General features: G+C 51.1%; 12 protein-coding genes and 1 tRNA gene. All 13 read left to right on the plus strand.

The window, feature by feature from the left end:
* On the plus strand, nt 1-133 hold a 133-nt coding region (gene tuf / locus K9N21_22955), incomplete at its 5' end, for an elongation factor Tu (protein MCF8146776.1).
* 14 nt (nt 134-147) lie between these two features.
* Nucleotides 148-300, plus strand: coding sequence for a 50S ribosomal protein L33 (gene rpmG / locus K9N21_22960; GenBank protein ID MCF8146777.1), 153 nt, complete (start codon nt 148-150; stop codon nt 298-300).
* A gap of 17 nt (nt 301-317) precedes the next feature.
* Nucleotides 318-394 (plus strand) — tRNA-Trp (locus tag K9N21_22965).
* A gap of 253 nt (nt 395-647) precedes the next feature.
* Nucleotides 648-890, plus strand: a complete 243-nt coding sequence (gene secE, locus K9N21_22970; protein MCF8146778.1) for a preprotein translocase subunit SecE — start codon at nt 648-650, stop codon at nt 888-890.
* Between the two features lie 9 nt (nt 891-899).
* A complete protein-coding gene (gene nusG, locus K9N21_22975; protein ID MCF8146779.1) occupies nt 900-1,430 on the plus strand; it encodes a transcription termination/antitermination protein NusG in 531 nt (176 codons plus the stop codon).
* Between the two features lie 203 nt (nt 1,431-1,633).
* Nucleotides 1,634-2,056 (plus strand): 50S ribosomal protein L11, encoded by a 423-nt coding sequence (rplK, locus tag K9N21_22980; GenBank protein ID MCF8146780.1) that lies wholly within the window; start codon nt 1,634-1,636, stop codon nt 2,054-2,056.
* Nucleotides 2,057-2,143: 87 nt separating this feature from the next.
* On the plus strand, nt 2,144-2,851 hold the full coding sequence (rplA, locus tag K9N21_22985; GenBank protein ID MCF8146781.1) for a 50S ribosomal protein L1: 708 nt from the start codon (nt 2,144-2,146) through the stop codon (nt 2,849-2,851).
* A gap of 383 nt (nt 2,852-3,234) precedes the next feature.
* Nucleotides 3,235-3,759 carry a 50S ribosomal protein L10 gene (rplJ, locus tag K9N21_22990; GenBank protein ID MCF8146782.1) on the plus strand — a complete coding sequence of 175 codons (525 nt, stop codon included), beginning with the start codon at nt 3,235-3,237 and terminating at the stop codon, nt 3,757-3,759.
* 28 nt (nt 3,760-3,787) lie between these two features.
* A complete protein-coding gene (rplL, locus tag K9N21_22995) occupies nt 3,788-4,171 on the plus strand; it encodes a 50S ribosomal protein L7/L12 (GenBank protein MCF8146783.1) in 384 nt (127 codons plus the stop codon).
* A 138-nt stretch (nt 4,172-4,309) separates the two neighbouring features.
* Entirely contained in the window at nt 4,310-8,614 is a 4,305-nt protein-coding gene (gene rpoB, locus K9N21_23000; GenBank protein ID MCF8146784.1) for a DNA-directed RNA polymerase subunit beta, read from the plus strand.
* Nucleotides 8,615-8,665: 51 nt separating this feature from the next.
* Nucleotides 8,666-12,742, plus strand: a complete 4,077-nt coding sequence (rpoC, locus tag K9N21_23005) for a DNA-directed RNA polymerase subunit beta' (GenBank protein MCF8146785.1) — start codon at nt 8,666-8,668, stop codon at nt 12,740-12,742.
* 123 nt (nt 12,743-12,865) lie between these two features.
* A complete protein-coding gene (gene rpsL, locus K9N21_23010; GenBank protein ID MCF8146786.1) occupies nt 12,866-13,258 on the plus strand; it encodes a 30S ribosomal protein S12 in 393 nt (130 codons plus the stop codon).
* 70 nt (nt 13,259-13,328) lie between these two features.
* Nucleotides 13,329-13,799, plus strand: coding sequence for a 30S ribosomal protein S7 (rpsG, locus tag K9N21_23015; protein MCF8146787.1), 471 nt, complete (start codon nt 13,329-13,331; stop codon nt 13,797-13,799).
* Nucleotides 13,800-13,933 lie beyond the last annotated feature (134 nt).

The raw sequence follows: 13,933 nt of genomic DNA on the forward strand, positions 1-13,933 counted from the left end.
GATGCCCGGAGACAATGTATCGATGGAGGTTGCCCTGATTACGCCGATAGCAATGGAGAAGGAGTTGCGGTTTGCCATTCGCGAGGGTGGCAGGACCGTTGGCGCGGGCGTTATCAGTGAGATTATCGAGTAAGGGAGACCTTAAAAATAATGCGTGATATTGTCACATTATCCTGTGAGCAATGTAAGCACAGGAATTATACGACGACCAAGAATAAGCGAAAGACGCCGGATAAGTTAACATTCAAGAAATATTGCCCTTTCTGCATGACCCATACCCCTCATAAGGAAACAAAGTAGGTTGTGTGAAAGAATGCAGGCCAGTAGCTCTAACGGTTAGAGCACCGGACTCCAAATCCGGGTGATGGGGGTTCGAATCCCTCCTGGCCTGCCATTTTCGTTGGTGGGCCTATCAGGGCTTTCTTTATTGACGATGTGCGTCGGGGGTTATGGCGTGTTGCCCATCACCGACATGCGTCAGGGACTGGAAACTACATCTTGATATGAAAAAGCCGAGCCAGAAAACAAAAAGCAAGAAGGACCCCAAGAAGAAGCGTGATGCCTCCAAAAGGAATGGCGGTGAGGCTGTAAACGGGCAGCCCAAGTCGGCCGTAGAGAACCGGTCCGTGGCTGAAAAGGCGCCCCGGATGATAAAGAAGTCGGCAAAGAAGGCTCCGGACCCCGGGGAGGGTACCATAGGCAGAATCGTCGGTAAGACCGGAAAATTTTTGAGAGAAGCCAAGGTGGAACTCAAAAAGGTCAAATGGCCGACGCGGAAAGAACTGCTGGCATCTACCGCCGTTGTTATCATTCTGACGCTCGTGGTCGCATTTTTTCTGGGACTGGTGGATTTCGGTCTCATCAAAATCATTCGAAATGTTGTCGGATAGGGTATTTGTGTGGAACTAAAATGGTACATTGTTCATGTGTATTCCGGCTTTGAGGACAAGGTAAAAAAGAATTTGCAGGAGCGGATCGAAGCCCTTGGACAGAAGGAGCACTTCGGAGACATCCTTGTGCCCACGGAAAAGGTGGTAGAGCTCAAAAAAGGACAGAAAAAGACCTCCTCCAGGAAGTTTTATCCCGGTTACATACTGGTTCAGATGGCCTTGAACAAAGAAACCTGGCACACAGTAAAAAACACTGCAAAAGTTACCGGATTTGTGGGGGGAGAAATCAATCCTACCCCGATTTCCGATGAAGAGGCAGATCAGATTGTCCGCCAGATGGAAGAAGGAGTTAGTCGGCCTAAACCCCGGTATAGTTTTGAAGAAGGAGACGATGTGCAGGTCGTGGATGGTCCCTTCACTAATTTCCAAGGGATTGTAGAGGAAATAAAACCGGAAAAGGAGAAATTACGGGTGTCCATCACCATATTCGGACGTCCCACACCTGTGGAATTGGATTTTATTCAGGTCAACAAGATATAATACCCCGTGAATAGGATCCGGAGATTCATGCTTCCAAGACAAGAAAATTGAGATTAAAGGGCTTATGTTGCCCCGGAGTATTGTATAATGTCCTGTATCCTGTGACTCCGATGAAACCCTCAACAATAAAAAAAATCTGCGATTTGTCAGGATACAATTTTGAGCGTATACTATTAAAGTAAAGGATTGAAAGAAGGGTTGTCATGGCAAAGAAGATTATTGGATCCATAAAGCTTCAGGTTAAAGGGGGACAGGCCAATCCGTCCCCACCCATAGGGCCTGCGCTGGGTCAGCATGGGGTGAATATTGCAGAGTTTTGCAAGGCATTCAATGCCAGGACCCAAGACCAGACAGGCACTGTCATTCCGGTCATCATCACCATATATGCGGACAGATCTTTCTCTTTTATTACCAAGACACCTCCTGCCGCAGTGTTGCTAAAGCAGGTTGCCAAAATTGCCAAAGGGTCGCCCGAGCCAAACCGGCAAAAGGTCGGGTCTGTCACGCGAAAACAGGTAGAGGAGATTGCGAAGGTCAAGCTTGAAGACCTCAATGCAATCGATCTGGCCGGCGCCGTCAAGATTATTGAGGGAACTGCAAGAAGTATGGGCATTACAGTGACCTGATGGGGTGTTTTGAAGTTTTGTCAGCTTTCAAATTATATTATGGTTTGTTGAGGCTATCCCCAAGTTAAGCAAAGAAGGAAATGAAATATGGCCAGGAATGGGAAAAAATATAAAGAGATGGTTCAGAAAATCGACAGGCTGAAGAGATACTCCTTTCAGGAGGCAGTTCAGCTGGCAATTGAATGCACCTATGCCAAGTTTGATGAGAGCGTGGAGCTTGCGGTCCGTTTAGGGGTGGATCCCAGACATGCCGATCAGATGGTCAGAGGCACGGTGGTCCTCCCAAATGGTGTGGGGAAAACAGTCCGCGTCGCCGTTTTTGCAAAGGGTGAAAAAGAAAAAGAGGCCATGGATGCGGGAGCGGACTATGCAGGGGCCGAAGAACTTGTGGATAAGATCCAAAAAGGATGGCTGGATTTTGATAAGGCCATCGCAACGCCTGACATGATGGGTTCGGTAGGGAAACTGGGTCGTATTTTGGGCCCCAGAGGCATGATGCCGAACGCCAAATTAGGGACCGTCACCTTTGATGTGGCAAGGGCGGTGAATGAAATTAAGGCCGGAAAAATCGATTTCAAGGTGGAAAAGGCAGGCATCGTACACGCTTCTTTGGGGAAGGTCTCCTTTGGCGTTGAAAAACTTTTGGAGAACATGGGGGCCTTTATCGAAACCCTCCAGAGACTGAAGCCTCCTGCGAGCAAAGGAACCTATTTCAAAGCGATAGCCCTCTCTTCTACAATGGGACCAGGGATTAAGATAGACCCCATCTATGTGAAGGACCTCTTAAGCCGATAAGCGTTGGTATCGCCCATCCAGTACGGTGACAAGTGAAACCCGTATCGGAAAGCAACCGGGATGTTGTTGTAGGATCAAGACACCGAGATCCCCGGAAATGCTGTGCCGCAGAACCCTTTTTTCACTACAAAACATGTAAATCGCCCGTTCGAGCACGGGAATTATTAAAAGTCGAGATGCAAGGAAAGATCCAGGGGAATTGTGCCCGTGGATTATTTCAAGTCAAAGACAGTAGGTGCCCCGAGGAACCTAAAGAGGCGTGGTCCTCTTATGTGCCGAGGGGCTTAATCCGCAAGCCTGCCGAGACTGAAACCATTGAAAGATGTGCAAGCCTGCACCTTTTGTCTTTGACGATTTAATGGTCGTTCAGAGAGGAGGTGAACATGAATAGAGACGAAAAAGTCCGATTTATTGACAATCTTCACGGTCGACTGGAAAAGGCCCAGGGCGCATTTCTTGTGGATTATCAGGGCCTGAACGTTGGTGAGCTGAACCGGCTGAGGGGCGAACTCAGGAAGGTCAACGCCGAGTTTGAGGTAGTGAAAAACAGGCTGCTGAAGCTGGCCAGCCAGGGCACTGAAACCGAAGCAATAATCGATTCCATGCGCGGGCCGTCAGCCATTGCCCTGACCTATGACGACGTGGTAAGCCCTGCAAAGGCCCTGGTTGATTTTGCAAAAGAGGTTAAAAAGCTTAGAATCAAAACCGGTCAGATATCGGGAAAGGCGATCAATGAACAGGGCGTCAAGGACCTGGCGGCATTGCCCAGTCGCGACGTATTGTTAGCGCAGACGTTATCGGTGATGCAGGCCGTCCCAACATCCTTTGTTAGGGCGTTGAGCGGCGTCTTGACCAATCTGATGAATGTTCTGAGGGCTGTTTCAGAGCAAAAAGAAACATCGCAGTAATTCGCTATTCGGAGGTGAAAGGATAATTATGGCAGCAAATATCAGTAAAGAAGATGTGATTGAATTCATATCCAATATGACGGTGCTCGAGCTTTCCGAGCTCGTGAAGGAAATGGAAGAGAAATTCGGTGTGAGCGCCGCAGCGCCTATGGCGTTTGCCGCTGCTCCGGTCGGAGAGGCCAAGGAAGAAGCCGCCGAGCAAACAGAGTTTGACGTGGTACTGACCGCTGTCGGCGACAAGAAGATCCAGGTTATCAAGGTGGTTCGTGCCATCACCGGACTGGGACTAAAGGAAGCCAAAGCGGTCGTTGACGGCGTGCCGGGAGCAGTGAAAGAAGGGGTTCCCAAGGAAGAGGCGGAGAGCATCAAGGGACAACTTGAAGAGGCCGGCGCTTCGGTGGAGATCAAATAAGACCACCGCAGGCAGGCATCTTAAATATGGAAAGTCCCATCGATACCTGGTCTGACTGTTTTCGATTGTCGCCATTGTTTTTTTGGCGTTCAATCGTAAACAGTCAGTCGTGAATATTCAATTTTTGAAGGAGATGCCATGTTAGAAACGGATGGTGTCAGAAGGCGTATCAGAAAGAGCTTCGGGAAAATAGAGAAGATCATGGAAACCCCGAATCTGATCGATATGCAGAAGAATTCTTACGAGCGATTCCTGCAAAAGGATGTGCTGCCGGAGGAGCGCGAAGAGATCGGGTTGCAGGCGGCCTTCAAGGGCGTTTTCCCCATCCATGATTTTGCAGGCGTTTCTTCCCTTGAATTTGTTAAATATACGTTTGAACACGTCAAACACAGTGAGGAAGACTGTCTCAATAAAGGGATGACTTACGAGTCCCCTCTCAGGCTGACCGTTCGATTGGTTGTTTTTGATACAGATACCGCCAATGAATCAAAGAGCATTCGGGATATTAAAGAGCAGGAAATTTATTTCGGCACCCTCCCGATGATGACGGACCGGGGTACCTTTATTATAAACGGTACTGAACGGGCCGTGGTGAGTCAGCTCCATCGATCTCCAGGGGCTTTCTTCGACCATGACAAGGGAAAGACCCATTCCAGCGGCAAATTTCTCTACTCGGCGCGTATTATTCCGTTGAGAGGCTCCTGGCTCGATTTTGAGTTTGATCCCAAAGATTTCTTATTTGTCCGCATTGACAGGAGACGAAAATTTCCAGCCACTATCGTGCTGAAGGCCCTAGGATATTCCGCAAAGGAGATCCTGCGTCATTTCTATGAGACCGAGATGATCTATCTTGGCGAGGCCGGGGGCTGGCGAGAGTGCAGACCGGAACATCTGCTGCAGGAAAAGGTCTCCAGAGATATCATAGATCCGGATACAGGCGAGGTCCTGGCCAAACAAGGCGTAAAATTCACCCAACGCCTCCTCAAGACTCTCCGGTCACATGACATAGGCCGGGCACGCATTCCATTCCGCAGACATGTGTCCGAAGACCTAAAGGATACCCGATTGATCATCTCCGGCAATATCAACGATCCGGAAACAGACCAGGTCCTTGCTGAAGACGGTCAGGCCCTTACCCGTGAACTGCTGGAGTTAATGAGAGAAAAAGGGGTTCACGATATTGCATGCATTGACCCTGAACGGATCCGGATCCCTGTTGAGGACGATGAGATCCAGGGCCGTGTGATAGCGGACGACATGGTCGATCCCGAGACAGGGGAGGTGGTTCTAGAAGCGAATCAGGTCCTGTTTTCTGAAGCCCTTGAGATTCTGAGGGAAAAAGGGATACTTACGTTTGAGGTTCTTGTTCTGAGCGGTCCAGGCATCAGCCCCAGCATCAGAGAGACCCTCCTTACGGATCGGGTCAATACCACGGATGAGGCTGTCCTGGATATCTACCGAAAAATGAGACCCAGCAGTCCGCCTACCCAGGAGGTGGCAGAGAATTTCTTTGATAAGCTCTTTTTCAATCTTGATACCTATGACCTTTCCAAGGTGGGAAGACTGAAATTGAATTACCGCCTCAATCTGGATGTTCCCTTGGATCATCGTACCCTGCGAAAAGAGGACATATTGGCAGTGGTTACCGAGCTGATCCGGTTGAAGAGCGTGGAGTCGGTAGTGGATGATATCGACAACCTCGGAAACCGGCGGGTGAGAGCGGTGGGAGAACTCCTGGAGAATCAATACCGAATCGGGCTCGTAAGGATGGAAAGGGCTATCAAAGAGAGAATGAGCCTTCAAGAGGTCGAGACGTTGATGCCTCATGACTTGATCAATTCCAAGCCCGCATCGGCCGTGGTAAAGGAATTTTTCGGCACAAGTCAACTCTCTCAATTCATGGATCAGACCAACCCCCTGTCTGAGGTAACCCATAAACGGAGATTGAGTGCCCTGGGCCCCGGCGGTCTGACCCGTGAAAGGGCCGGGTTTGAGGTCCGAGATGTACATCCTACCCATTATGGAAGAATTTGTCCCATTGAAACACCGGAAGGACCCAACATCGGACTGATCGTTTCACTGAGCACCTATGCCAGGGTCAATGAATTCGGATTTATCGAGACCCCGTACAGGCATGTGGAGGGGCGGTGGGCGACGGACAAGATCAAATATTTGTCAGCCCTGGATGAAAAGGATTTTCCCATTGCCCAGGCCAACGCCCCTCTGGACAGCGAAGGGTTTTTTATCCGGGAAGAGGCTGCCGTGCGGATAGAAGGGGAGGCAGACAAGAAACCGATCGAGGAGGTTAAGTACATGGATGTGTCTCCGGATCAGCTTGTCAGCATCTCAGCCTCTCTGATTCCTTTTCTGGAACATGATGATGCCAACAGGGCATTGATGGGATCCAATATGCAGCGCCAGGCGGTTCCTCTCCTCAAGGCCAAGGCCCCCCTGGTAGGCACCGGGGTGGAGGCGGTCGTTGCAAGAGATTCAGGGGTCTCGGTGATTGCCAAGCGGGATGGCGTGGTGGAGGACGTGGACGCCAGTCGGATTGTTATCCGATCCAGCGCAACTGAGGAGGATGAGCCTGAAGTGGAAATATGCAAGCTCATCAAATTTAAGAAATCCAACCAGAACAGCTGTTATACCCAGAAACCGATTGTGAAAAAGGGGGACATGGTCAGAAAGGGGCAGGTGATCGCGGATGGACCTGCCACGGAGATGGGAGAACTGGCCTTGGGCCGGAATGTGATGGTGGCCTTCATGTCCTGGGGGGGGTATAATTTTGAGGATTCCATCCTCATCAGTGAGAGGGTGGTCAAGGAAGATATCTATACCTCTATCCATATCGAAGAATTCGAGGTGGTCTCCCGAGACACCAAATTGGGGAAGGAAGAGATAACGAGGGATATCCCCAACGTGGGAGAAGACGCGCTCAGAAATCTGGATGAAAGCGGAATCATAAAGATAGGGGCCGAAATTCAGCCGGGCGATATCCTGGTGGGAAAGATCACCCCCAAAGGGGAGACCCAATTATCTCCGGAAGAAAAGCTTTTGAGGGCCATATTCGGAGACAAGGCAGGGGACGTCAAGGATACATCCATGAAGGTGCCCCCCGGTGTCAACGGCATTGTCATTGACGCCAAGGTTTTTTCCAGGGGGGGCGTGGAAAAAGATGAGCGGAGCCTTGCCATCGAGGCCCAGGAGGCTCAGCAGCTCAGGAAAGATCTGGAAGACGAGGTGGAGGGGATTATCAGAAGTGCCAAAGAGCATCTGATAGGCATTCTTCCAGGAAAAAAGCTGAAGTCTGACCTCCGGGATAAGAAGGATGGCGAGACGGTGCTCCGGGCCAAACAGCCCATCACGCCGGCGCATATCGAGAAACTGCCCGTCGAGATCTGGGCAGGCGCCGATCTCAAGGCTCCCATGGATGATATTGAGAAGATTGAGGCGATTGTGGAGAATTGCGTCGCCAAGATAGCCAACGTCACTGAAATCTGTGAAGAAAGAATCGAAAACTTCGGCCTTGGCGACGAACTGGCGCCCGGTGTCATCAAGATGGTCAAGGTCTTTGTGGCGGTAAAACGGAAGCTCTCGGTCGGGGATAAGATGGCCGGCCGCCATGGGAACAAAGGGGTCCTTTCAAGAATCCTGCCCATCGAAGACATGCCCTATTTTGCCGATGGAACCCCTCTGGATATCGTACTCAATCCCTTGGGGGTCCCATCAAGGATGAACGTGGGACAGGTTCTGGAAACACATCTGGGATGGGCCTCCTACGAATTGGGGCGGCAGGTGGGACAGCTCGTTGAAAAGATGAAAAGCAGCGAGGAGCTGAGGGGAAAGCTCAAGAGGGTGTTCACCCGCAAAGAATATGCGGCCTTTGTTGAGAACAGGGCGGATGAGGAGTTGGTGAAAGAGGTGAAACTGGTGTCTGAAGGACTGCCGGTGGCCACGCCTGTTTTTGATGGGGCCGACGAGGATGAAATCAAGGCCTTCCTCAAGGAGGCCGGATTGCCGGTTTCCGGTCAAACAACACTTTACGACGGCCGGACAGGAGAGCCTTTTGATCAGCAGATTACGGTGGGCATGATGTATATCATGAAGCTTCACCATTTGGTGGATGACAAGCTCCATGCCCGATCCATCGGACCCTATTCTCTCGTTACCCAGCAACCTCTGGGAGGAAAAGCCCAGTTCGGAGGCCAGAGGTTGGGCGAGATGGAGGTGTGGGCCATGGAGGCCTATGGGGCCGCCTATACACTCCAGGAGTTTTTGACCGTCAAATCGGACGATGTGGCGGGGAGGACCCGCATGTATGAAAGGATCGTCAAAGGCAACAACACACTTGAATCCGGCCTCCCGGAGTCATTTAAAGTCCTGATGAAAGAGCTGCAGGGCCTCGGTCTTGAGATCGAGCTTTTTGAAGACAGCCAGATGTGAGATCGTTGATGGTCGATCGTAAAAACCCGCAACACGCAACCGGAGAAGGGTATGGAAGAACTATTTAATTTTTTTGCAAAGCCGAAAGATCCATCCAGTTTTAATGCCGTGAGAATATCATTGGCATCGCCGGAAAAGATTCTGGAATGGTCCCATGGCGAGGTCAAGAAACCTGAAACGATCAATTACAGGACCTTCAAACCGGAACGGGATGGCCTTTTCTGTTCAAAGATATTCGGACCTATAAAGGACTTTGAGTGCAACTGCGGGAAATACAAACGGATGAAGCACAGGGGTATTGTGTGCGAAAAATGCGGGGTGGAGGTGATTCAGAGCAAGGTCCGCCGGGAGCGGATGGGCCATATTACCCTTGCCGCCCCTGTTGCCCACATCTGGTTCCTGAAGGCGCTTCCGTCCAAGGTAGGCAATCTCCTGGATATGACCCTGAAGGACCTGGAAAGGGTCCTTTATTTTGAAGCGCATGTGGTTATCGATGCGAAAGATACACCCCTTGCAAAGGGCGATGTATTAACGGACGAACAGTTGCAGCAGGCCAGGGAGGACTATGGGGACCGGTTTGAAACCGGTATCGGCGCCGAAGCCATTCAGGTCATGCTGAAAAGCCTGAACCTGGAAGAGCTTTCTGAAGAGCTCAGAAAGGAAATGACCACAACCAAGTCCGAGGCAAAGCGCAAAAAATTGACCAAGCGACTCAAGATCATTGATGCATTCAGGGAATCCAAAAACCGTCCGGAATGGACCATCCTGGACGTGGTGCCGGTCTTGCCTCCGGATTTGAGGCCGCTGGTTCCGCTGGATGGCGGACGCTTTGCCACCTCTGATCTGAATGACCTGTACCGCCGGGTTATTAACCGGAATAACCGGTTGAAGAGACTTTTGGAACTGAATGCCCCTGATATTATCGTAAGGAACGAGAAACGGATGCTGCAGGAGGCCGTTGATGTTCTATTTGACAACGGGAGACGGGGAAAAGTCGTCACAGGCGCCAATAAGCGGCCTTTCAAGTCTCTAAGCGACATGCTGAAGGGAAAACAGGGAAGATTCAGACAGAACCTGCTCGGCAAACGGGTGGATTACTCAGGCCGTTCGGTAATCGTCGTAGGTCCGGATCTTCGTCTCCATCAATGCGGACTTCCCAAGAAAATGGCCTTGGAACTGTTCAAGCCCTTCATATATAACAAACTTGATGAAAAGGGGATGGTCACTACCATCAAGAGTGCCAAGAAGATGGTGGAGCGGGAGACCCCTGAAGTCTGGGATGCCCTGGATGAAGTTGTCCGGGAATATTGCATCCTGCTGAATCGGGCCCCCACACTGCATCGTTTGGGAATGCAGGCCTTTGAGCCGATCCTGATCGAGGGAAAGGCGATTCAGCTCCATCCCCTGGTGTGCACCGCCTTTAACGCTGATTTTGACGGCGACCAGATGGCCGTGCACATTCCCCTGTCCCTGGAGGCTCAGATAGAGGCCAGGGTCTTGATGATGTCCACAAACAATATTCTGTCTCCTGCCAATGGAGACCCCATTATTGTGCCCAGTCAGGATATCGTACTGGGTATCTATTATATGACCCGGGAACGGCCGTTTTCAAAAGGGGAAGGGAAGATCTTTTCAAATCCCGGAGAGGTAAGGGTTGCCTATGATGGTGGTGAATTGGATTTGCATGCCGCCATCAAGGTAAGGATCGACGGAAAAATTTATCCCACCACAACCGGACGAATCCTCCTTTATGAGATTATCCCGGAGAAGACGATTCCTTTTGCGCTGGTCAATAAGGTGATGACCAAAAAGGAACTCAGATTCCTGATCAATGAATCGCACCGCAAGGCGGGGATTAAATCGACGGTTATCCTGGGGGACCGGCTCAAGGATATCGGGTACAAATATGCGACATTGTCCGGCATATCCATCTCCATGAAGGATATGGTGATCCCTTCTGCAAAGGGGGCCATTATTCAAGAGGCTGAAAAGGAAGTTAAACGGATCGAAGAACAATACATCGACGGCCTGATTACGGATGGGGAAAAATATAACAAGGTCGTTGATATCTGGGCCAAATCCACAGAGAGCGTCGCGTCCGAGATGATGAAAGAGATGGAGATCGAGATCGTGGAAGGCCCCAAAAATCAAAAAACAGAGGTGGGTGGCTTTAATCCGGTCTACATGATGTCTGATTCAGGCGCCAGGGGGAGCAAGGACCAGATGAGACAGCTCGCAGGGATGCGAGGCCTGATGGCAAAGCCTTCGGGCGAGATCATCGAAACGCCGATTACCTCGAATTTCAGGGAAGGATTGACCGTACTGCAGTACTTCATCTCGACGCATGGGGCCCGAAAGGGGCTTGCGGATACCGCCCTTAAGACAGCCAATTCCGGCTACCTGACGCGAAGGCTGGTGGATGTCTCTCAGGAGGCGATAATTACCGCTGAAGATTGCGGCACCATGGATGGCATTTGGGTGGAGGCCCTTGTGGAAGGGGGCGAAATCCTTCAGCGGGTGGGGGAGAGAATTCTTGGTCGCTCCGCCCTGGAGGACATTTATGATCCGGTGACAGGGGAACTGTTGGTCGAGGCCAACGGGGAGATCGGCGAGGATGAGGTCCAGAAGATAGAAACCGCCGGCATAGAGAGGGTCAAGATACGGTCCGTCCTGACATGCGAGGCCAGACAGGGCGTGTGCCGTTCATGTTACGGCCGTGACCTGGCCCATGGGCATCAGGTCAATCTGGGGGAGGCCGTGGGTGTCATCGCCGCGCAGTCGATCGGCGAACCGGGGACTCAGCTTACCATGAGGACATTCCATATCGGCGGCACAGCCAGCAAGCGGGTGGAGCAATCCACTGTTCAGGCCAGAAACGATGGCCGGGTCAAGTTCATCGGGCTGAAGACCGTGGAGACCGAGGGAGGCAATCTCGTGGCCATGAATCGAAATGGCGAAATCGCCATTCTGGGTAAGGGCCAGAGAGAGGTGGAACGATATCCGATCATATACGGCGCAAAGCTGAAGGTACATGACGGCCAGGAGGTGAAGCCGGGCGAGGTCCTGGCCGAGTGGGATCCTTTTACCATCCCGATTATTACGGAAGTCTCGGGCACCGTCAAATTCGGCGATGTGTTAGAGGGACGCACCATGCAGGAAAAGCGTGACATGGTCACCGGAAAGATCAGCCGTGTGATCGTCGAATCTCGTGATCTTGATGTCAGGCCCCGGATTTCCATTAAAGACAGCAGTGGAAAGACTGCCAGTTTGGCCGAGAGCAAGAGGGCCAAGGCCCGCTACTATTTTCCGGTCGGCGCTATTATCATGGTGAATGAGGGAGATCATGTGGGCCCTGGAGCGGTCCTGGGAAAAATCCCCAGAGAGACCACAAAGACAAAAGATATTACCGGCGGGTTGCCGCGGGTCGCTGAATTATTTGAAGTCAGAAAGCCGAAAGAGACCGCTATCATCAGCGAGATCGACGGTGTCGTGTCATTTGGCAAATATACCAAAGGGAAGCGGAAAATGTCAATTACACCCGATATAGGTGAGCCGGTCAACTATTTTGTGCCCAGAGGAAAGCATGTCAGCGTTTTGGACGGGGATTATGTGAGGGCAGGCGAGGCATTGATGGACGGGTCTGCCGATCCCCACGATATCCTGAAGATCAGGGGACTCAAGGAATTGGCCAAATATCTGGTGAACGAGGTGCAGGAGGTCTACCGACTTCAGGGCGTCAAGATCAATGACAAGCATATCGAGGTCATTGTGAGGCAGATGGTTCGACAGGTGAGTGTGATGGATGCCGGTGATTCTCAATTTCTTTTGGGGGATAACGTTGAGAAGTGGCGATTTGAGGAAGAAAACCAAAAGATTATTGAAAAAGGCGGTAGACCGGCGCTGGCCCGCCCCCTCTTATTGGGAATCACCAAGGCCTCTTTAAATACGGAGAGTTTTATATCCGCTGCATCTTTTCAGGAAACAACAAAGGTCCTGTCCGATGCCAGTATCGCCGGGAAGGTGGATTTTCTGAAAGGATTGAAGGAAAACGTGATTATGGGCCGGCTGATCCCGGCTGGAACGGGACTCAAGGGCTACAGAAATGTTGAAATCGGGGTGAAGAATTAATTTTTTGAAATAACTAAAATTGCCTTGACAATTTATATGTAAAGAAATATAAAAACGAGTTCTATACTTTCCGGTTTGGCGGGAGGTAATGTATCGCTGATTGAGTTGGACGAAGGAGAACCGATGACGACGATTAACCAACTTGTACGTAAAGGTCGCCGAAAAACAAAGAAGAAGGTCGCTACGCGGGCACTTCAAGGCGCCCCTCAGAAGAGGGGGGTATGTGTACGTGTCTATACCTCGACGCCTAAGAAACCGAACTCCGCGCTGCGAAAGGTGGCAAGGGTCCGGTTGACGAACGGGATCGAGGTGACCTCCTATATCCCGGGCATGGGGCACAATCTTCAGGAACACTCCGTAGTCCTCATCCGGGGAGGTCGTGTGAAGGATTTGCCCGGTGTCAGATATCATATCATCAGGGGCACCATGGATACGACAGGTGTGGATGATCGCCGGCAGGGGCGTTCCAAGTACGGCGCAAAAAGGCCGAAGGGACTTCGGTCGCACGGTTCATAACGCAAGAACAGGGAAGTTAAACCCAGGCCTTCCGGTCTGGATTTTTTAATTCCTGCTTTGGAGAGATGATATGTCCAGAAAGAGGGTGGCTGCTAAGCGAAAAATAGCCCCAGACCCAAAATACAAGAGCGTGCTGGTTTCCAAATTTATCAATAATCTGATGAAAAAGGGGAAAAAGAGCACTGCTCAATCGATTCTCTACGGCGCGTTTGACATCCTGGAAGAAAAAGCAAAGAAAGATCCATTAGCCGCTTTTCAATCTGCACTTGAAAATGTCAGACCCGTGGTGGAGGTGAAATCGCGGAGGGTGGGCGGTTCCACTTACCAGGTGCCTACAGAGGTCAGACCGGCCAGGAGACAGGCCCTAAGCATGAGATGGATTATCGGCTTTGCCAAGGCAAGGGGTGAGAAGACGATGGCCGCCAAATTGGCCGGAGAGCTGATTGATGCGTCCAATGAAAGAGGTGCCGCGATTAAGAAGAAAGAAGACACTCACAGGATGGCCGAGGCCAATAAGGCGTTTGCACACTATCGCTGGTAGGCCCCATGTATTCGGGATGACATAAGGTGAGTGTTGTGGGGATGGTATTGGGGAAAGCTTACCGGTTTGTTTCTGCTGATTGATGTAGGAGGACACGAGATGGCGAAGAAGAAATTTGAGAGGACGAAGCCGCA

It is taken from the genome of Deltaproteobacteria bacterium (genome assembly GCA_021737785.1).
In the GTDB taxonomy this organism is placed as follows: domain Bacteria; phylum Desulfobacterota; class DSM-4660; order Desulfatiglandales; family Desulfatiglandaceae; genus AUK324.